Raw genomic sequence first — 20,415 nt, forward strand, 5'->3', positions numbered from 1 at the left:
TAGCTATTTGTCGCGATTTTTTTCTTCGATCCACTGCGCCATATATTGTGTGCTTTTAAGCGTGTGATGACGCAACATGCCGCCGGTGAAGTTGTTTCTTCTAAGTTGTGTTAGTTGTCCTCGGCAGTTGTTGATTCGCGCAATTAGCGCGGCAGCGTGAGTCGTTCGCTGATAGCGCTGCTCAAGCAATTGCGAACCCAGATGCTGCGCTTGCTGCCACCGAGTCTCGTCGGTATACAACTGCGCTGCTTGCCGGGCGAAATCGTGCGCCGTATTCACCACAACACCGGGCCACGGATGGTCGCCATGCATGCCCTCAGCGCCGACAGGCGTGGTCACGCTCGGCGTGCCGCACAACATGGCGTCGATCAATTTGCCTTTGATGCCAGCACCAAATCGCAGCGGCGCCAGACAGACCCGCGCCGCTGACATCACCTCCAAGGCATCCTCAGCCCAGTCCATGATATGAAAACCTTGCGCTGCGTTGTGCAGCGCGGTGGCTTTGGGCGGAGTGTAAGCGCCGTAGATGTGTATTTGCGCTGTAGGAATTTGCGCCCGGATCAGAGGCCAGATCGCGTTTTTCAGCCACAACACTGCATCCCAGTTCGGTGCATGGCGGAAGTTGCCGATACTTAAAAAATGCGCGCGCATGGCGTACCCGGTCGGTGCAGCGCCGGGGGCATCAATCATCAGCGGGCACCAGTGCAGCAGCTCGCGAGACAGACCGAAATGTTGGACCAGCAAGTCGATTTCCACATGCGAAATGATCAGGCTGAGGTCGCAGCGGTAGAGCGCGGCGATCTCCCGTTTTGCCAGATCACTCGCGGCCATCAACTCGAATTCGTCGCGCAAGGTCGGTGAAAACAGCTCACTGAAATCGTCCTGATCCTCGTTGGACTTCAAACGATCCTTGAGCCGCTGGTGACGCGCATGACGCAGACTTTGCAGATCCGAGGTTTCGAGAATACGCAGGGCTTGCGGGCAGTGTTTTTCCACACGCCAGCCAAACTGTTCTTCCATCATGAACTGGTCAAACAGCACGATATCCGGCGCCAGCGCGCTGATGAACGTATCGAAACTGCTGTTGTTGAGCTCGATCGGCACTTCGTGAATACCCATCGCGGTGAGATCTTCCTTGTGTTCACCGGGGCCGGCCGGGCTGCTGAAGGTGATGTCCCAGCCCTGATCGAGGAAAGCCTCGAGGATCTGCATGACATGTCCGCTGGCCGCCGACGAACGCGGTTCTGGCCAGACGTAGCCGATGACAAGGACTTTAGTGGTGGAGGGCAGGGTCATGAGGGCAGTCCTGAGCATCAGCCGGGTCGGCAAAAAAAGGGCGCAATTAAACCACAGCGATGGCTGTCTGCGCCCCTCTTGTCAGCGGTGCACCGGTATTGACGTATTAAAAGACCGGTTTAGCCAGATTGAGCAGGAGCGGTCCCGGAAGGAACTCACCAGGAGCGGTGTTATTGATCGTGTTGATGATGACCGAACGGTTGAATTGAAAAGTGGCGGGGCTGGTACGATATTGATCTATCAAAGACACTGCCAACGAATAGGATTCGGCATTCAAAAGCGCCGGGTGCTTTTTGATGATTTCTGGCCAGTCCGTAATAGCCTCAAACTCTTGGAAGTCTTTTAGTTGTGCGTAGCCGTGATGAGGGTTGTACATATTTTTGGGATGCGCCTTGTGCGGGTTTCTGGCGAATTCCAACAACCCGACGGCGTCGTACTCTGCAGGGGTCGCACCTTTGAATACGCCTGCGTAGTAGAAGTCAAGCGTACCTGGAGCGCCATGAGACATTTCATGCACCAAAACATCGCCGATCTTGGCATCGTCAAATTTTGCCACTTCATAAAATTCATCCAGATTGTCGGGGTAAATGGACAGAAAAGTCCTGGTGTTGACGTCCAGTTTCGTATTTGAGTACACAGCTGCTTGCCAGCGCTTATAGGCTTGAGGCTGTAACGCAGCATAAGCATTGCTACCCGGTGGCCGAAAGATCATGTTATCGACGCGGAGAAAGTCGAGATCTTTGCGCATGTTTCGCAGATTTTTTGTTATATGCTCGACTGCTGCATTCGAGTCGACACCAAACACATGCAGGAGGATTGCTCTTACGTCCTCGTTCCGGGCGTCAGAGATCAACTCGATAGTGTTGTCGATTTTACTTTTAGCATGAGGAAACGCTTTTTTCAGATAGCCGCGAGTGTAACTGAACGGTTTTGTTCGTTTGAGAGGATTGCGGAAGAAATTGACAAGTTTCAGGTTCCTTAACGGCGGACCCCACGGTTCGCCCAGACGGTTTACGGCGTACCATTCATCTGTGTGGCGGATGCCCCAGACCTGGAAGAGGTCGGTGGAGGTTTGCGCATATTGTCGCGTGCCCAGTCGTAGAACGTCCGTATCGGCTCCCGCGGAAAGTGCGTTGTAGGCCGGTTTTGCGGTCCACTTTCGGGCATCCTGGATAGCGCCTTCAAGCGCGGCCACACCGCTGTGCCAGCCCTTGCGTAATAATTTCGCCCCTTTGACCAGCACATCGGTGGCCCCGTCCAGCGGGTTGATCAGGCTGCTTACCAGCCCAATGCCTGTCGAAGCTATTCTGCCGGCTTTTGTGGCAGCACTCACTCCCGTGGCGACCACGGTTGCAACTTTTGCGATGGCCGCGACTACTAGCAGAACTGTCATTGCGGCTTCCAGAGTGCAAGCTGCGCCACCCTGTATTTGTCGTTCTACATCGTCGGAATTCAAATCTTCAATACAGGATTTGAACGGCACGACGACGTTGAGAAACGTATCCAGATCCTTGTCCCGTTTGATCCGCAACGCCTCAAGTCGGGTCTGTCCCCAGCATTCTTTGACCAGTTCATCATAAGTCGCTATGGGTCTGTGCTTGAGAACGAAGTTCACCAAGCGATCGAACTCGTTGGAGTGGAAGCTCTGATAGTAACCGTTGATCTGCGGCGGTGGCTCGGCGGGCAACTCATCGATTCTGTCGATTACACCCGAACTTACAGCGATGAGACCGGGTGTTACGCCATGGGTGTAGCACTCCAGATCTGTAGGTAATTGATGCACTTTGGCAGGTGCAGAGTAGTTCACCCCTGTGCGACGAACCGTGGGCAGCAATAACTTTTCCTGCCGAATGAGCGCTGCCAGTTGAGTGTTCTCCCGGCAGATGCCATGCAAAGTGAGCAGTTCGTAACACGAGCCCAGGCCTTCGTACTCGCAATAGATCACCACCCCGTAACGGCCTTTGACTTTGTCTATTTCCTCATGACTTTCAGTGGGTTTACGCCGCGTCGTCTTCACGATCGTGTCAATGACCGACGCGACGGGATTGACGGGCAAAGTGGTAATGTCCTGAAGTTTCGCGACCGAGGGTCTCACTGTGAACATCGTCACGTTTCCCTTGAGCAAACGAGTCCTGTCAGGCAGTGGCAAGAAAGAAAAGGCCTGTTTCAGATGTGTATGCAGGGCTTGCGTGTGCGTTACATAGGCCCTGTTGAACTGACGGTGAAACTCTCCATCGGGTGAAACCAGGTTGCCCAACAGGCCGGGCAACGTTTTATAAATGCTTTCCCCCTTTTTCAGATCCCAGTCGCCGGTCGCAAGGTCGTTGGACATGTGCAGTTCAACCGGGGACAGATGCAACGTGGCGTATGCATCCTCCAGCGGTACATTGCGCACTTGTTTGAGGACGTCTTTTTCAAGATAAGTGCAACCCTTGGCGACCTGCTTGAGAATGTCCAGTGCAACGCCTTTGCGCGTCGGCAAAGGACGCGCCAACGTCTCAGCATTTGCGGCAAGAGTCCTGGCATGTTGTACGTACGCCTCGGTGGCGACTTTCAGTGCGTCAGGGACCGATTTTTCGACGTCTTCAATTGAAACGACTTTATTGAGCACTGCCCAGTCGATGACAGGATCCACCGCCGCCAGAGCATCGAGTTTCTTGCGCGATTCGGACGCAGGTTCCAATGTCGAGAGTTGTTGCAGCTGCGCGTAACTCATCGAGCGGGTCGAACCTGGCGCGACGATTTCTTGCACTGCCACGATTCGGCAGTATTCGACGCATTGCGGTGTGCCTACTAATAGCGTGGCGGGCAGATGTTTGACCAGAAACTCAGGCGCGGGCTCCGCCAGTAACAGGTGAGCGGCCAGCGCGACGTTGGTTTGACTCACCCGATGATGTGCGATCAGATGATTTTCGAAACGGGTTTGAATCTCTGCGAAGGACTTTTCCAGATGCTCGGCAGCATATAAATCGAAGCCAGCTACATGGTTGCGCGGTGCTTGCTCTCCGACTTGCGGATGAAGATCGAGCAAAAGAGAGGTAAGGATCATTTGTTTGCGCGACGCTGCCGATTGTGGCTGATCCGGCTGCGCGCCATACCAGCCCAGATCGCGAACGTAAGCGTCCGCCCAATGCGCGGCGATTGGACTGGAGAGCAGTTGGTCAATGATGTGTTCAGCTTCGGAGCGTTTGAACGGCACCGACCGGCCACCCAGAATGCGTTCCGACAAATGTTCCAGTAGTGACTGTCCTTTCAAATAACTGGCAATCAGCTTACGGAGCTCATCGCGTTGAGCGGCAGACAACGTGGCCGTGTTGTCATCACTGGCCTTGATCATGTCCCGATAGTTACCGAACACTGGACTTGGAGTGGGCGTAGCACTCATGAATGCCACCAGGCGGGAAATGTCGGCGGCGCTGCGCGGGATCAAAAAGCCATGGAATGCCAGCCATTGCGCTAGATCGATCTGATCGGTGTTGGAAATCTTGCCACCGGTCAACTGTGCCATTTCAAACAGTGTCTGCAGGTCTTCTTTCAGGTCCGGAGAAAGTACAAAAGCGTTTGCAAAATCAGTGGTGTTGTTCCAGCTGGCTGCAGAGATCTCGCCAGCAGATGTTACTTCGAAGATGAAACGTTCGGAGAGCTGCAATGTCGCCAGTAATTTTTTGAAGGAGGGTTGTTCGCACAGTTTTTGCAGTAGTTGCCTGCCTGGCAGTAGCGCGTCCTCCAGAGAAGAGCCGGCCAGCAAAGAAAGTTTGGTGCCGGTCAAAGTAATAGTTTGAGAAGGGGTGTGACCCTCTGCGATTTGTTTGAGTTTGTAAATCGCCTCTTCTCTTTCACCAATATCACTGGGAATGTGGTCGCGCTGAAAGCCCGTTATATAAGGAGTGCGGGATAAATTGCGATGGCTCAAAGAGTTCGCATGGTCAATGCTCATAAGTTCACTTGCTGTGGTTTGGTAAGTGCGACTTATGCTCTTCGTTAAATCAGTGGCGATCAACAGGCTTTGTATGAGTGAGTTTTTCAGTACTCGAGCGTTGTTTTTATTGTGTCGAGGTATTGAATGAGAGGCTGCCAAGTCTGGGGGGTTATTAGCCAGAATTGATTATTTGATTTACTTTTTCGCGCAGTTGTTCGATGGAAAAGGGCTTGCCGATCACATGCATGTCGACAGGCACCTCGATATTCTCGGCATAACCGCTGGCAAACAGGATGGGCAGGGCAGGACGCAGATCACGTGCCTTTTTAGCGAGTTCGCGGCCATTCATGCCCGGTAGACCGTGGTCGGTCATCATCAAATTGATCGGTTTTTCATGGGCGGCGAGAATCTCAAGCGCCTTGTCGCCGTCTTCAGCCTCCAACACAGTGAATTCCAGTTCCTCAAGCACATCCACGATGAGCATGCGCACGATGTCGTCATCTTCTACGACAAGGATAGTGGAGGCGTTGGTAGACATGGCGGGACTCTCGAAAAATGAAATCGGGGGATGCCGGGCGATCGGAATCGCCGGACTCTTGCATGAGTAAGTGGCGCGTAGCCACAAGTTCCCGGTCTGATACAAAAAAAACAGATCATTGCGGCGCAGCAAGGATAACTGTTGACGTCGTCTAATGCTCAGGCTTGCGTAGGAAAAAGCCATCATTTATGTGAGAAAAATGGATCCATGCCTGGGTTTTGGGGCAAACTCTCGGGTTTTCAACAGTTCGACAAGGCTGCCCCATGTCCTCTCCGTACTCGGTTGATGAGCAACGGTTCCGCAAACTTCTGAGTCGCAACGTCAGCCTGCCGCTGGGCGTCGGCGTGCTCAGCGCGGTGTTTTTCGTCTCGCTGATCACTTATTTGCTGTCGGTCATCCAATGGGTCGAGCACACCGACCGGGTGATCAATAACGCCAATGAGGCGGTGAAGCTCACCGTCGACCTTGAAACTGGCATGCGCGGTTACCTGCTCAGCGGCGATGAGCACTTCCTCGATCCCTATGAAATCGCCAAACCGCGCATCGAAGTCGCTCTTAATACTTTGCTGGAGCTGACCGCCGACAATCCGGTGCAGACCGATCGACTGCGGCGTTTGCAGGCGTTGCAGGTGGAATGGGCCAACTACGCACAATCGATGATCGACCTGCAGCGTAGCAGCGGTGATTATCGCGGTGCGGTCAAGGCCGGGCGGGGTAAGCGGCTGACGGACGAAATCCGCAAGCAGTTCGAAGACGTCATCGAGACCGAGCAGGTGCTGCGCGCCACGCGCAACGAAGACGTGCGCCGCACGACGATCTGGAGCATCAGCCTTTATCTGATGTTCATCGTCGGTATCAGCGGTTTGCTGGCCTACATCGGCCGCCGTGACCTGCTCAATCTGTCGGCCAACTACAGCGCCAACCTCTCTGCACAACAGGCCAGCGCCGAACGCCTCGAGAAGCAGGCGTGGCTGCGCAATGGTCAGACACAACTGGCCGAGCAGGTGCTGGGGCAACTCACACTGAATTTGCTGGGACGCAATATTCTGCAATTCTGCGCGCAATACCTGGGCACCGCCGTCGCGGCTCTTTATGTGCGCGAAGAACATGGCGGCCTCAAACGCGTTGCAACCTACGGCTTCTCACGCGAGCAGGAGGAGCTGAACCAGACGATCTACAGCGGCGAAGGCATTGTCGGCCAGGTTGCAGAACAGGCACGCCTGATCCGTCTCGACTCGGTGCCTGCCGACTATTTCAAGGTCAGCTCCGGGCTTGGCGCAGGCTTGCCGCATAGCGTGATGGTGGTGCCGACCAGCGATGACGACCGGGTCAACGGCGTCATCGAACTGGGCTTCCTGCGCCCATTGTCCGAACGCGACATCGAGTTGCTGGAGTTGATTGCCGGTAACATCGGCACGTCGATCGAAGCGGCGCGTTACCGTCAGCGTTTGCAGGAAGTGTTGGCCGAAACCCAGCAGCTCAACGAAGAGCTGCAAGTGCAGCAGGAAGAGCTGAAAACCGCCAACGAAGAGCTCGAAGAGCAGTCGCGGATTCTCAAGGAATCCCAGGCGCATCTGGAAACCCAGCAGGTGGAGCTGGAGCAGACCAACGAGCAGCTCGCCGAACAGCGCGATGCGATGGACAAGAAAAACACCGAGCTGAATCAGGCGCAGATTCAGCTCGAAGAGCGTGCCGAAGAGCTGCAACGCTCAAGCAAGTACAAGTCCGAATTCCTCGCCAACATGTCCCACGAACTGCGCACACCGCTGAACAGTTCGCTGATTCTGGCCAAGTTGCTGGCGGAAAACCCGCAACAGAATCTGTCTTCGGAACAGGTGAAATTTGCCGAATCGATTTACTCGGCCGGCAACGACCTGCTTAACCTGATCAACGACATTCTCGACATCTCCAAGGTCGAGGCCGGCAAGCTCGAAGTGATTGCCGAAAATACTCGCGTCGATCGGCTGGTCGATGGTTTGCGTTCGATGTTCGAGCCGCTCGCGGCGGACAAGAAGCTTGCCTTCAACGTCGAAGTGCAGCCGGACGCACCGGGCTTGCTGTTTACCGACCGTCAGCGTCTGGAACAGGTGATCAAGAATCTGCTGTCCAACGCGATCAAGTTTACCGAGCACGGCGCCGTCAGCCTGACGATCACCGCGCAGCCCAACGATCACATCGCTTTCAGCGTCAAGGATTCCGGGATCGGCATCGCTGCCGACCAGCAGGAAAGTATCTTTGAGGCATTCCGTCAGGCAGATGGCACCACCAACCGCAAATACGGCGGCACCGGTCTTGGCCTGTCGATCTCGCGGGATCTGGCGACGCTGTTGGGCGGTTCAATCAGCGTCGACAGCGTACCGGGGCAGGGCAGTACGTTCACGCTGGTGTTGCCGCGCCAGTATCACGAACTTGGTGATACGTCTGCCGCGCCACTGACCTTTCACCCAACACCTTCGGCGCCTGCGCCAGTCAGCGTAGTGGCCCCGGTGGCATCCGCCGTTCCGGCGGTTATTCCGCGTTTTGCCGATGACCGCGACAAGGCGCCATTTGCTACGCGCTGCATCCTGGTGGTGGAAGACGAGCCGAACTTCGCCCGTATCCTCTATGACCTGGCCCACGAGTTGGGCTACATGTGTCTGGTTGCCCATGGCGCCGATGAAGGTTATGACCTGGCCCGCGAGTTTGTGCCGGACGCTATCCTGCTCGACATGCGCCTGCCGGATCACTCCGGCCTGACCGTGCTGCAACGTCTGAAAGAACGCGCCGAAACCCGGCACATTCCAGTGCACGTGATTTCCGTCGAGGATCGCGTCGAAGCGGCCATGCACATGGGCGCCATCGGCTACGCCGTGAAACCGACCACCCGCGAAGAGCTCAAGGACGTGTTCGCCCGTCTCGAAGCCAAGCTGATACAAAAGGTCAAACGCGTGCTGCTGGTCGAGGATGACGATCTGCAACGCGAAAGCATCGCGCGGCTGATCGGCGACGAAGACATCGAAATCACCGCCGTCGGTCTGGCTCAGGATGCGCTGGAGTTGCTGCGCACGACCATCTACGACTGCATGGTCATCGACCTGAAGCTGCCAGACATGCTCGGCAACGATCTGCTCAAGCGCATGTCCACCGAAGACATCTGCTCGTTCCCGCCGGTCATCGTTTACACCGGACGCAACCTGACCCGCGACGAAGAGGCTGAGCTGCGCAAGTATTCACGCTCAATCATTATCAAAGGCGCGCGCTCGCCGGAGCGGTTGCTTGATGAGGTCACACTCTTTCTGCACAAAGTCGAATCGCAGCTGTCCCATGAACGGCAGAAGATGCTCAAGACCGCGCGCAGCCGCGACAAGGTCTTCGAAGGTCGCAAAGTGCTGCTGGTGGATGACGATGTGCGCAACATCTTCGCCCTGACCAGCGCGCTGGAACACAAGGGCGCAGTTGTGGTGATCGGCCGTAATGGCCGCGAAGCGATTGAGAAACTTCATGAAGTCGAGGACATCGATCTGGTCTTGATGGATGTGATGATGCCGGAAATGGATGGCTTCGAAGCCACCATGGAAATCCGCAAGGATCCGCGCTGGCGCAAGCTGCCGATCATCGCGGTGACGGCCAAGGCCATGAAGGACGATCAGGAGCGCTGCCTGCAGGCAGGCGCCAACGATTACCTGGCCAAGCCCATCGACCTGGATCGACTGTTCTCCCTGATACGTGTGTGGTTACCGAAAATGGAACGCATCTAGTGGAACGCAGCAGTTCAGCCGAACGCAACAGCGAAATCGAATTACGCTTGTTGATCGAGGCGATTTACCTGAAATACAGCTACGACTTTCGCGACTACTCCGGCGCTTCGATCAAGCGCCGGGTGCAGCACGCGCTGGGTCAGTTCGAATGCGCGACCATCTCGGCCCTGCAGGAGAAAGTCCTGCACGACCCGACCGCGTTCATGCAGCTGCTGCAACTGCTGACGATTCCGGTGAGCGAGATGTTCCGCGATCCGTCGCACTTTCTGGCAATCCGCAACGAAGTGGTGCCGCTGTTGCGCACCTATCCGTCGCTGAAGATATGGATTGCCGGCTGCAGCACGGGCGAAGAGGTCTATTCGATGGCGATTCTGCTGCGCGAAGAAGGCCTGCTCGACCGCACGATCATCTATGCCACTGACATCAACCCGCGCTCGCTGGAAAAGGCCAAACAGGGGATTTTTTCCATGGAAAACGTCCGCGCCTACACCGCCAATTATCAGCAGGCGGGCGGCCAGCGTTCGTTTGCCGATTACTACACCGCAGCCTATGGCTACGCGATTTTCGACAAGAGCCTGTGCGAGAACGTGACATTCGCCGACCACAGCCTGGCCACCGACAGCGTGTTCTCCGAAACCCAGCTGATCTCCTGCCGCAACGTGTTGATCTATTTCAACAAGAAGCTGCAGGACCGGGCGTTCGGGCTGTTCCATGAATCGCTGTCGCATCGCGGCTTCCTGGTGTTGGGCAGCAAGGAAACCCTGGATTTTTCCAACTATTCGAACCAGTTCGAGCCGTTGGTCAAACAAGAACGGATCTACCGCAAATCATGAACGGCGCCCCAGGCCTGCCTCGCATCGAGGCTGTCGTGATCGGCGCCTCTGCGGGCGGTGTCGAGGCTTTGCTGAGCCTGCTCGGACCGTTGCGCAAAGGCTACGTGTTGCCCATCGTTGTCGTTTTGCATCTGCCCGAGGAGCGTCGTAGCCATCTGGCCGAAGTGTTTTCCCGCCGCTTGGCGATGCCGGTCAAAGAAGCCGAAGACAAGCAGGACATCAAACCCGGTACGGTGTATTTCGCCACCCCGGGTTATCACTTGTCGGTCGAAGCGGATCGCAGTCTGTCGCTGAGCCTTGAAGACCGCTTGCACCATTCGCGGCCTTCGATCGATTACCTGTTCGAATCCGCCGCCGATGTTTACGGGGCGACGCTTGCCGCCGTGCTGCTGACCGGAGCCAATCAGGATGGCGCGCGCGGGCTGGCTTACGTCAAGCGTTGCGCCGGCCTGACCATTGTTCAAGACCCCGAGGATGCACAAGTTGCCACCATGCCCCAGGCTGCACTGAACGTTCTGCAGCCGGATCATGTCCTACCCATTCACGGCATCGGCCGTCTGCTAGTCGAGCTGGAACGAATCGCATGCTGAGTAATATCCAAGCCAAACTGTTGATCGTCGACGATCTGCCAGAAAATCTGCTGGCGCTGGAAGCGCTGATCAAGCGTGAGGATCGCACGGTCTACAAGGCTCTGTCGGCGGACGAAGCACTGTCGCTGCTGCTGCAACACGAATTCGCCATGGCCATTCTCGACGTGCAAATGCCCGGCATGAACGGCTTCGAACTGGCCGAGTTGATGCGCGGCACCGAGAAAACCAAGAACATCCCGATCATCTTCGTCAGTGCCGCCGGCCGTGAACTCAACTATGCGTTCAAGGGCTACGAAAGCGGTGCGGTGGACTTTCTCCACAAGCCGCTGGATATCCACGCGGTGAAGAGCAAGGTCAACGTTTTCGTCGATCTGTATCGTCAGAGCAAGGCCATGAAGCAGCAGGTCGAGGCGCTGGAGCAGGCCCGACGTGAGCAGGAAGCGCTGCTGCAACAGCTGCAAAGCACGCAGCTTGAGCTGGAGCAAGCGGTGCGAATGCGCGATGACTTCATGTCCATCGTCGCCCACGAGGTGCGTACGCCACTCAATGGCCTGATTCTCGAAACCCAGTTGCGCAAGATGCATCTGGCCCGGGACAACGCGTCGGCGTTCACCCTCGACAAGATGCAGGCGATGGTCGACCGCGATGAGCGGCAAATCAAAAGCCTCATCCGCCTCATCGAGGACATGCTCGATGTGTCGCGAATCCGCACCGGCAAACTGTCGATCCGACCGAGTCGTTTCGATCTGGTACAGCTGGTGAGCAATCTGCTGCAGAACTTTGCTCCGCAAATGGAAGCGGCAGAAACCAGTGTTTCATTTGAAGCGGGGGCGCCGGTCGAAGGTTGCTGGGACGAGTTCCGCATTGAGCAAGTGGTGTCCAACCTGTTGACCAATGCGTTGCGTTACGGCGGTCGCAGCCCGATTCAGGTGCGCGTTTATCGCGAAGGTGACGAGGCGTGGGTTGAAGTTCAGGACCACGGCATCGGCATCAGCGCTGAGAACCAGAAGCGCATTTTTCAGCAGTTCGAGCGGGTGTCTGCCAAGACGGTGGTGGCCGGGCTCGGGCTGGGTCTGTTCATTTCCGATCAGATCGTCGCCGCCCATGGCGGCTCCATCGTCGTCGAGAGCGAAATCAACGAAGGCGCCCTGTTTCGCGTTTGTCTGCCGATCCAGGAAAACGGCATATCCGACGCAACCTCTGAGTGACCACACGGTCGTATCAGCAGCTATTGACCGAACAAAGGCTTCCCATGAGCGTAGATGCGCAAGATGTAGTACTCGTCGTCGAAGACGAACCGGTTATCTTGATGGTCCTGACGGATTACCTGTCAGGACAGGGCTATCGCGTGTTGCAAGCGGAAAATGGCGAGCAGGCTTTCGAGATCCTCGCCAGCAAACCTCACCTGGACATGCTGATTACCGATTTCCGCCTTCCGGGCGGCATCTCCGGCGTACAGATCGCCGAGCCGGCGGTGAAATTGCGACCGGACCTCAAAGTGATTTTCATCAGCGGCTATCCGCAGGAAATCCGTGAGACCGGCAGCCCGATCACCAGCAAGGCACCGATCCTCGAAAAACCGTTCGATCTGGACGTGCTGCAGGAAAAGATTCAGGAATTACTGGCCTGATAGGTAGGAGCTGCCGAAGGCTGCCGATCGCGGACCGCCTTCGGCAGTTCCCACAGGCTCAGCTATTGATCATCTCCCGCACCTTGGCGGTGAGCAGATCAAATGTGAACGGCTTAGTGATCATTTGCATCCCCGAGTCGAGGAAACCACCGCGCACCGCCGCGTGTTCGGCGTAACCGGTGATGAACAACACTTTCAGACCCGGCCGATACTGGCGGCCGACTTCCGCGAGTTGGCGACCGTTCATGCCAGGTAAACCGACGTCGCTGATCAACAGATCGATGCGCTGCGTCGAGTTGAGGATCGGCACTGCGCCATCGGCATCGCTGGCCTCGACAAAGGCGTAACCCAGCTCACTGAGCACCGCGCTGACCAATACGCGCACCGCAGGATCGTCTTCGACAATCAGCACGGTTTCACCGTCCATCGCATACGGAGCCTGCAGCGAATCCGAGACGGGAATTTCCACTTCTTCGCCACGAAAGCGTGGCAGATACAGTCTCACGGTGGTGCCTTGATCGACTTCGCTGTCAATCGAAACATGCCCTCGTGACTGCTTGCTGAAGCCATAGATCATTGAAAGTCCGAGGCCGGTGCCTTGGCCGATCGGTTTAGTGGTGAAGAATGGATCGAATGCTCGGTTGACCACGCTTTGCGGCATGCCGCTGCCATTGTCGGTGACGCTGAGCATCACGTAGTCGCCCGGTTCCAGATTGCTGTAGGCGTCTGTAAAGTCGCGGTGCAGCACCTGATTACTGGTTTCAACAACCAGTTTGCCGCCTTCGGGCATCGCATCGCGGGCGTTGATCACGAGGTTGAGCAGGGCGCTTTCCAATTGATTGGGATCCGCCTCAGCCACCCACAGGTCATCATCCAGACACATTTCCAGCTGAATGCTTTCATTGAGGCTGCGCTGCAGCAGTTCACCCATCGACAGCACCAGCGTGTTCATCTGCACGGCTTTCGGGTCGAGTGACTGACGGCGCGAGAACGCCAGCAGGCGGTGCGTCAGGCCGGCGGCGCGATTGGCGGAAGTCACGCCGAGGTCGATCAGGCTGTCGAGATCTTCAGTGCGGCCACGAGCCAGACGCCGGCGCAGCAGTTCCAGGCTGCCGATGATGCCCGTGAGCATGTTGTTGAAGTCGTGAGCGATGCCGCCGGTGAGTTGACCGACCGCTTCCATTTTCTGCGATTGACGCAGCGCTTCTTCGTTATGGCGAAGTTGTGCAGTGCGCTCTTCAACCTGCTGCTCAAGGGTTTCCAGGGTTGATTGCAGGCGACGTTCGCTTTCGCTCAGATCGATCAGCCGATCGCGAGCTTCGTATTGTCGTCGCCGTCCGCGCAGAGCAGCGGAAACCAGGCTGACCATGGTCGCAGGGTGGAACGGCCGCTCAAGGAACGTCACATTACCCAGCAGCGCACTCAGGCGTGACGGTGGGCCTTGCTCCTGGCCGCCGTGATGCGTGAGCAGGACAATGGGCAGATCCGACCAGGCTGGCTGCTCGTCGAGGTACACAATCAGGGTTTCAAGTTCCGGTCCGCGAAGCGCTTCTGCGGCGATGAGCAACAGGCCAGCGCCGTGTTCCAGCTCCGTGCACAAGTCCCCGAGACCGGGCGTCACGAGGCCGCTATAGCCGGCCTCGTTGAGAATTTGCAGCGCGATCTGACTGTCGCGCCCCAAAGGCGCCAGAATCAACACCCGTTCGGCCAGAATCAGCGGCGCAGTGTCCGTCACGGGCTTTCATCCTCAAGCAACGGATTGCTCGCTCCAAGATACGTCGGTACGCCCCGCAGCACGCCCTGAAAGGATTCCAGTGGCTGCCCGATGGTCATGCCGCGCGAAGAAATCCGGTATTCGCGAATGGTCGATTCGTGATTGCCGGTACGTTTTTTGATGATCGAGATCGCCCGACGGACTTTGCCGAGGGCTTCGAAGTAACGCAACAGGATCACCGTGTCGGCCAGGTAAGTGATATCGACCGGCGCCTGCATGTCACCGACCAGACCGTGCTGGGCGACAGTCATGAAGGTCGCCGCGCCTTTGCGGTTCAGGTACAGCAGCAGTTCATGCATGTGCAGCACCAACGCATTTTCTTCCGGCATTGCCGCTTGATAACCGTTGATACTGTCGATTACCACGGTCTTGATGCCACGCTCATCGACGCAACGGCGCACACGGTGCGACAGTTCACCGGGAGACAGCTCAGCGGCGTCGACCTGTTCGATCAGCAGATTGCCAGTGGCCTGCAAAGCTTTCAGGTCAATGCCGATATGACGCATGCGCTCGAACAGCAAGCCCAGCTCTTCATCGAAAATGAACAGCGCGGCTTTTTCGCCTCGGGCTACTGCGGCGGCGGCGAAAATCATCGAGATCAGCGATTTACCGGTACCCGCCGGGCCGAGAATCAGCGTGCTCGAGCCGGTTTCGATGCCGCCGCCGAGCAGGGCGTCCATTTGCGCGATGCCGCTGGACAGTTGCAGACGCGCATAGTCGCCGCGATGTTCCGCCGCAACCAGACGTGGGAACACATGCACGCCGTCGCCCATGATGGTGAAGTCGTGGAAGCCACCACGATATTTCTGCCCACGATACTTGACCACCCGCACCCGACGGCGCTCGGCGCCATAGCTCGGTGTCAGCTCTTCAAGGCGAATCACGCCGTGGGCGACACTGTGTACGGTTTTGTCGAGGGATTCGGTGGTCAGATCGTCGAGCAGCAGGACGGTGGCGTCATAGCGCACGAAGTAGTGCTTGATCGCCAGAATTTGCCGGCGATAGCGCAAGGAGCTTTGCGCCAGCAGGCGGATTTCCGAGAGGCTGTCGAGCACTACGCGGGTTGGCTTGAAGCGTTCGACCACTTCGAAGATCTGCTTGGTCGCCTCACCCAGCTCAAGGTCCGAGGAGTACAGCAGACTTTGCTGGTGCTCGGCGTTGAGCAGGCTTTCCGGCGGCGTCAGTTCGAAGATCTTGATGTTCTCGTTAAGCTCCCAGCCATGGGACAGTGCGCCTTGGCGCAGTTCTTTCTCGGTCTCCGAGAGAGTGATGTACAGGCAGCGCTCTCCGGCCAGCGCGCCGGCGCGCAGAAAATGCAGCGCCACCGTGGTTTTACCGGTACCAGGTTCACCCTCAAGCAAAAACACGTGGCCGCGAGACAGGCCACCGGCGAGGATGTCGTCCAGCCCTTCAATGCCGACAGCAGCTTTCGCACTGATCAACTCGTTTGATGTAGTCAAAAAATGCCCTCTTATGACTAGGGTAACCGGCGGCTGGTTTGAGTGAGCCGCCTGAATAACTTGACCTCATGGCGTGTTCACGGTTCCGCTTTTTCTTTAGACCGACGGCAATTGGAGCGCGCTTTACCTTGATTAAAGACCTTGTTGCAAGGCCGGGTCGTCCGGATTCAATTGTTCAAGTTGCGCCAGCAGAATCTGCACATTCTGCAACTGCCCGCTTTCCTTCCAGTAGTTGATCAGCAGTACTCGTGCCTTGCGATCGGCGGGATGGCGCTGGACGATCTCCTGCAATTGTTTCTGCGCCGCTTCGAGTTCTTCAGCACTGTGCAGAGTGGTCGCGAGGTCGTAGCGATAATCCTTGTTGTCCGGTTCCAGCTCGACGGCTTTGGACAGGCCGAGCAGCGCGTATTCGCGCTGACCATGGTGCAACAGCCATAGCCCGAGTGCGTGTTGCAGATAGGCCGAATCAGGCTGCGCCTTCAGTTGCTCGGCAAGTAACTGGCGGGCGGCATCGCTCTGGCCCTGACGGTCAAGTACGTCAATCTGCATGACAAGCGCGGGCAGGTTGGCGGGTTCAAGGCGCAAGGTATTGTCCAGCGCTTGTCGGGCCTGTTTGTATTCAGCGTTGTGAATATACAGGCGTGCCAGTTGCGCGTAGTTGGCGGCGCTTTCCGGCTGGCTTTCCAGCGTCTGTTGCCAGCCATCCACAGCCTGTTGCAGCGGCGCGAAGTAGAGGCCCAGCTCATCCGGGCTCAGGCCGAGAAGGGCGTTGATCGCCGCGAATCGCACAGTTTGCTCTTGATCGTCGAGCAGCGGCCCAAGCAACAGACTGCGCTGCCCGCCGGGCACCAGGCCGACAACACTTTTTATCGCAGCCACGCGTACCAGCGGGGATTCATGGTGCAAGTCGATGTCGGCCAGTTTCAATGCCTGCGGGCTTGGATAATTGGCCAGCTCACCATGCAGCCAGACCCGGCGCTTGACCGAAATGTCCGGGCGGCCCAATTGCTGGTACAACTGGCGCGCCGCACCCGGTTCACCGGTGCGCGCTGCGTTCAGCGCTTCGCTGTAACCATGTTTGATAGCATCGGGGATGGTCGGTGTGCTGCTGCGCAACATCAGCCAGACGACGCCGACGATCAGTACGAGGCCAAGGCCGATCAGCAGGTTGCGGCGGGACTGAGTCATGCGGGTTTCCGAGAGCTTCGAACTTGAGCAGAGCGGCAAGCTTCGGTCAGCTTGGCGCGTGAGTCAAACCCTTGCCAGCGAATCGTCCTACGACACGTGTCGACTGTGAAATCCGTCAGGCTTTTGTGGCAGTGTCTACGCTTGCAGAAGTCGTTTTAAAGAGTGTGCCCATGCCAGCGTTGTTCGCTTATTTCAAGGCTCTGATCCATCCCGGTCAGGCTGTTCTGTTGTTTGCCCTGCGAACCATCGCCGCCGGGCTGTTGACCCTGTATCTGGCGTTCGTTTTCGATCTCGAACAGCCTAAATGGTCGATCATGGCCGTGGTGATTGTCAGCCAACCGTTGGCGGGGATGGCGTTGGCACGCAGTTTCGGCCAGGTGATCGGCACGACCGTAGGCGCGGCGGTGGCGGTGCTGATCATGGCGATCTTTCCTCAGGCGCCGCTGCCGTTCATTACGACATTGGCGTTGTGGCTCGCGCTGTGCACGGCGGGCGGCACGCTGTTGCGCTACACCAGTTCCCAGGCGTTCGTGCTCAGTGGTTACACCGCTGTGGTCGTGGCTTTGCTGGCGATTCCGGATCAGGACGGCACGTTTTTGCTGGCGGTTACCCGAGTTACCGAAACATTGCTCGCGGTCGCCTGCGTGTGTGTGGTCAGTTTGCTGACCGCTCGCCCTGAAGCCGTGGCAAAAGGTTACTTCGCCAAAATCGATCAGGTGATCAAACTGGCCGCCAGCCACGCCGCCGAAGTGCTTCGCACGGAAGAAAGCGAAGCCGATTTCCAGCGCCGGCAAATGCAATTGCTCGGTGAAATCAGCGCACTGGAAGGGTTGCGGCGTCATTTGTATTTCGATGCGCCACGTTTGCGCAGTGCCGATAACCTGGTGTTGCTGCTCGGTAACCAACTGATGTTGCTGACATCCCGATTGACCGCTCTGCGGCATCAACGGGAATTGCTCATCGAGCGATGGGAGGGCGATCTGCCGCTGGACGTTCAGCAACTGCGGGCCGAGGAGCTGGCATTGTTGGAACAACTGGCGCAACAGGGCCGAGCACTGTCTGGGGCGGATCGGCAACGTTTCGTCACGTTGCAGCAACAGTTCGAAGCGTTGGCTTACAAGGCCGAGCAGCAGCACGAGAACATGAGCGCGACCCTGCGTTCACTCGCTTGGGCGCTGCGTTGGGAACAGGCGCGCCTGTTACAGCAACTGGAACAGATTCTTGAACTCAGCGACGCCATTCAGGAAGGGCGCCCGGCCAGCTGCCTCTATCGCGGCCAGAGCAGCCCGTTGCATCTGGATTTCACTTTGGCCTCGATGAATGCCATTCGCGCCTTTACCGCGCTGTTGGTCAGCGGGTTGATCTGGATCGAAACCGCGTGGGATGGCGCACGGGGAGGGATGATTCTGGTGGGGATTCTCTGCTCGCTGATGGCGACTTTTCCGCGGCCGCTGATGGCTGCGCAAAGCTATGCGCGAGGCTTGGGCCTGGCGCTGCTGGTGTCAGCGTTCTACCAATTCATGCTGGTGCCGGCGATCAGTGATTTCGAGCTGCTGGCCTTGCTGCTGGCGCCGCTGCTGTATGCGATTGCCGTGGGCATTTCCAGTCCGGCCACCGCCGGTATCGGCATGGGCCTGGGGTTGTCCAGTTTCCTCATGCTCGGCCCGCAAAATACCGGCACTGGGCAAAACACGGCGATTCAATGGTTCGAGTTTGCCGGTGCCTACGTCAGTGCAGCGATGCTGGCGTTGATCGTCTACGCGCTGATTTTCCCGTTCCGCCCGGCCTTGCGCATCCGCCGCTTGTACGGCGAAGCGCGGGAGCAGGTGTACCAACTGAGCAAAATGCCGGCGACCGATGAACAACAATTCGCCTTCGAGAGTCGGATGACCGATCGCCTGACCAGCATGCTCGGCCTGCTGCCGGCGGCGAATGATCGTGCCATGCAGCGCTTGTATGAAATCAGCCTGGCTTGCGTGGCGTTGGGCGTGGCCATGCATCAACTGAGGCAGCAGGCGCAGAACAACGCGCTGCTCACCGATGCGTTCAGTCAGCGTCTGGCTTCGGCGTTGCGCAAGACCGGTCGTTTGGTTGCCGGACGCGACGATGCGCAGTTTCCAGCACTGCTGGCCACGCTGCATGAGCTCGGAGATGAGCTGGATGAGCTGCACGCCGCCAGTCATGAGCATTTATGGTCAGTGTTCCGCATGCGTGTGGCACTGCTGATAGTGGTGTCGTTCCTTGAGCGCCACGGCGAGCATTTGCAACCTCAAGTTTTGCAAGGAGAACCGCAACTTGCCCATTGATTTCGAGATTGGCGGAGTCTATCTGCCGCCGATTGCCCAGGCGCTGTTACTGGCGATTCCGATTTTCATCGTGCTGGACTGGTGTCTGCGGCGCTTGGGCGTGCTGCGCCTGGTCTGGCATGAAGCGCTGTTCGAAGGCGCGCTGTATGCCTGTGTCTGCGCCACGCTGATTCTGTTGATGGGAGCCTGATGTCTTGAAAGCGTTAGTAGCAAGAATGATGACCGTGGCAGTGGTGATCCTGGCGATCGTACTTGGCTGGTTCGCCTGGGAGTATTACACCCGCGCGCCGTGGACACGGGATGCCCGGGTGAGGGCAGATGTGGTGACGCTGTCGGCGGATGTCTCGGGGCGAATCGTCAAACTGGCGGTGCAGGACAACCAGCATGTCGCCAAGGGTCAGTTGTTGCTGGAGATCGATCCGGCGCGCTATCAACTGGCGGTCGAACATGCCCGGCGTTCGGTTGAAGTGTCCAGGGCCTCGCTGGGGCAATCGCAAGCAGCGATCGTCGCCAGTGAAGCGTTGCTAAAACAACGTCAGAGCGAGGAGCGCCGCCGCCGCGCGCTGAAGCAAGGTTTCGCCATTTCTGGCGAGGAATGGGAGAAATCCAGCACCGACGTGGCGGTTGCCCAGGCGGATCTATTGCGCAATCAGGCCAACCTCGGCCTGGCTGAAGCCAACGTGCAGCTGGCAATTGCCGCGTTGACTCAGGCCGAGCTGGACTTGCAGCGTACCCGCGTCGAGTCGCCCGTCAGCGGTTACGTCACCAACCTGCTGACCCGTCAAGGTGACTACGCACAGGCAGGCGGAGCACTGCTGGCACTGGTGGACAGCGATTCGTTCTATGTCAGCGGTTACTTCGAAGAAACCAAGCTGCCGCGCATCGAGGAGGGTGACCGGGTGCGCATTCAATTGATGAGCGGGGAGAGTTTTGGCGGCACCGTCGAAAGCATCGCCTTCGCCATCGCCGACCGCGAAAACGCGCCGGGCAGCCGGTTGTTGGCGAATATCAACCCGAGTTACACCTGGGTAAAACTGGCGCAGCGGGTGCCGGTGCGCATTGGCATCGACGGCGACTTTGCCGGCAAAAATCGCTTGCGCGCTGGTACCACCGCCACCGTTACCGTCCTGGAACCCTGATTCCC

General features: G+C 57.5%; 14 protein-coding genes. 8 read left to right on the plus strand and 6 right to left on the minus strand.

Features of this window, described 5'->3' with window-relative positions:
- Positions 1-3: 3 nt before the first annotated feature.
- From ACP7D9_RS02770 to ACP7D9_RS02780, 3 genes are all read right to left on the minus strand, one after another.
- On the minus strand, positions 4-1,296 hold the full coding sequence (locus ACP7D9_RS02770; RefSeq protein WP_426155537.1) for a glycosyltransferase: 1,293 nt from the start codon (positions 1,294-1,296) through the stop codon (positions 4-6).
- A 106-nt stretch (positions 1,297-1,402) separates the two neighbouring features.
- Positions 1,403-5,233 carry a hypothetical protein gene (locus ACP7D9_RS02775; RefSeq protein WP_426155539.1) on the minus strand — a complete coding sequence of 1,277 codons (3,831 nt, stop codon included), beginning with the start codon at positions 5,231-5,233 and terminating at the stop codon, positions 1,403-1,405.
- Between the two features lie 154 nt (positions 5,234-5,387).
- Positions 5,388-5,753 carry a response regulator gene (locus tag ACP7D9_RS02780; RefSeq protein WP_101160460.1) on the minus strand — a complete coding sequence of 122 codons (366 nt, stop codon included), beginning with the start codon at positions 5,751-5,753 and terminating at the stop codon, positions 5,388-5,390.
- A 263-nt stretch (positions 5,754-6,016) separates the two neighbouring features.
- Here ACP7D9_RS02780 and ACP7D9_RS02785 point away from each other — a divergent pair, with 263 nt between their 5' ends.
- From ACP7D9_RS02785 to ACP7D9_RS02805, 5 genes are read left to right on the plus strand one after another with little or no spacing between them, the layout of a single operon-like run.
- Positions 6,017-9,490: a response regulator gene (locus ACP7D9_RS02785; protein ID WP_426155541.1), complete on the plus strand. Its 3,474-nt coding sequence runs from the start codon at positions 6,017-6,019 to the stop codon at positions 9,488-9,490.
- Positions 9,490-10,323 (plus strand): CheR family methyltransferase, encoded by an 834-nt coding sequence (locus ACP7D9_RS02790; RefSeq protein WP_101160455.1) that lies wholly within the window; start codon positions 9,490-9,492, stop codon positions 10,321-10,323. Before ACP7D9_RS02785 ends, ACP7D9_RS02790 begins: the two co-directional genes overlap by 1 nt.
- Positions 10,320-10,913: a chemotaxis protein CheB gene (locus ACP7D9_RS02795; protein WP_101160452.1), complete on the plus strand. Its 594-nt coding sequence runs from the start codon at positions 10,320-10,322 to the stop codon at positions 10,911-10,913. The genes ACP7D9_RS02790 and ACP7D9_RS02795 overlap by 4 nt, the downstream gene beginning before the upstream one ends.
- Positions 10,907-12,121 carry a hybrid sensor histidine kinase/response regulator gene (locus ACP7D9_RS02800; RefSeq protein ID WP_101160450.1) on the plus strand — a complete coding sequence of 405 codons (1,215 nt, stop codon included), beginning with the start codon at positions 10,907-10,909 and terminating at the stop codon, positions 12,119-12,121. Before ACP7D9_RS02795 ends, ACP7D9_RS02800 begins: the two co-directional genes overlap by 7 nt.
- Before the next feature lie 44 nt (positions 12,122-12,165).
- Positions 12,166-12,543 (plus strand): response regulator, encoded by a 378-nt coding sequence (locus ACP7D9_RS02805; protein ID WP_016774860.1) that lies wholly within the window; start codon positions 12,166-12,168, stop codon positions 12,541-12,543.
- A gap of 58 nt (positions 12,544-12,601) precedes the next feature.
- On the opposite strand, the gene ACP7D9_RS02810 is transcribed toward ACP7D9_RS02805, so the two are convergent.
- The 3 genes from ACP7D9_RS02810 to ACP7D9_RS02820 form a co-directional block, all read right to left on the minus strand.
- Positions 12,602-14,278: an ATP-binding protein gene (locus ACP7D9_RS02810; RefSeq protein WP_426155544.1), complete on the minus strand. Its 1,677-nt coding sequence runs from the start codon at positions 14,276-14,278 to the stop codon at positions 12,602-12,604.
- Positions 14,275-15,777 (minus strand): ATPase domain-containing protein, encoded by a 1,503-nt coding sequence (locus ACP7D9_RS02815; RefSeq protein WP_101160445.1) that lies wholly within the window; start codon positions 15,775-15,777, stop codon positions 14,275-14,277. The genes ACP7D9_RS02810 and ACP7D9_RS02815 overlap by 4 nt, the downstream gene beginning before the upstream one ends.
- A 132-nt stretch (positions 15,778-15,909) precedes the next feature.
- Positions 15,910-16,965, minus strand: a complete 1,056-nt coding sequence (locus tag ACP7D9_RS02820; RefSeq protein WP_101160442.1) for a tetratricopeptide repeat protein — start codon at positions 16,963-16,965, stop codon at positions 15,910-15,912.
- 170 nt (positions 16,966-17,135) lie between these two features.
- Between ACP7D9_RS02820 and ACP7D9_RS02825 the strand changes: the two genes are divergently transcribed.
- From ACP7D9_RS02825 to ACP7D9_RS02835, 3 genes are read left to right on the plus strand one after another with little or no spacing between them, the layout of a single operon-like run.
- Positions 17,136-19,271, plus strand: coding sequence for an FUSC family protein (locus ACP7D9_RS02825; RefSeq protein WP_313001423.1), 2,136 nt, complete (start codon positions 17,136-17,138; stop codon positions 19,269-19,271).
- A complete protein-coding gene (locus tag ACP7D9_RS02830; RefSeq protein WP_101160436.1) occupies positions 19,261-19,461 on the plus strand; it encodes a DUF1656 domain-containing protein in 201 nt (66 codons plus the stop codon). The genes ACP7D9_RS02825 and ACP7D9_RS02830 overlap by 11 nt, the downstream gene beginning before the upstream one ends.
- Positions 19,462-19,486: 25 nt before the next feature.
- Positions 19,487-20,410 (plus strand): biotin/lipoyl-binding protein, encoded by a 924-nt coding sequence (locus ACP7D9_RS02835; protein ID WP_409519665.1) that lies wholly within the window; start codon positions 19,487-19,489, stop codon positions 20,408-20,410.
- The last annotated feature ends 5 nt before the right edge of the window (positions 20,411-20,415 follow it).

Origin of the sequence: Pseudomonas sp. TSRC2-2 (assembly GCF_049897785.1) — a bacterium.
GTDB lineage: Bacteria > Pseudomonadota > Gammaproteobacteria > Pseudomonadales > Pseudomonadaceae > Aquipseudomonas.

Coding starts and splice junctions, on each gene's coding strand:
- ACP7D9_RS02780 (WP_101160460.1), bottom strand. CDS start 5,753: ATGTCTACCAACGCCTCCACTATCCTTGTCGTAGAAGATGACGACATC.
- ACP7D9_RS02775 (WP_426155539.1), bottom strand. CDS start 5,233: ATGAGCATTGACCATGCGAACTCTTTGAGCCATCGCAATTTATCCCGC.
- ACP7D9_RS02835 (WP_409519665.1), top strand. CDS start 19,487: ATGATGACCGTGGCAGTGGTGATCCTGGCGATCGTACTTGGCTGGTTC.
- ACP7D9_RS02770 (WP_426155537.1), bottom strand. CDS start 1,296: ATGACCCTGCCCTCCACCACTAAAGTCCTTGTCATCGGCTACGTCTGG.
- ACP7D9_RS02825 (WP_313001423.1), top strand. CDS start 17,136: ATGCCAGCGTTGTTCGCTTATTTCAAGGCTCTGATCCATCCCGGTCAG.
- ACP7D9_RS02795 (WP_101160452.1), top strand. CDS start 10,320: ATGAACGGCGCCCCAGGCCTGCCTCGCATCGAGGCTGTCGTGATCGGC.
- ACP7D9_RS02785 (WP_426155541.1), top strand. CDS start 6,017: ATGTCCTCTCCGTACTCGGTTGATGAGCAACGGTTCCGCAAACTTCTG.
- ACP7D9_RS02800 (WP_101160450.1), top strand. CDS start 10,907: ATGCTGAGTAATATCCAAGCCAAACTGTTGATCGTCGACGATCTGCCA.
- ACP7D9_RS02820 (WP_101160442.1), bottom strand. CDS start 16,965: ATGACTCAGTCCCGCCGCAACCTGCTGATCGGCCTTGGCCTCGTACTG.
- ACP7D9_RS02805 (WP_016774860.1), top strand. CDS start 12,166: ATGAGCGTAGATGCGCAAGATGTAGTACTCGTCGTCGAAGACGAACCG.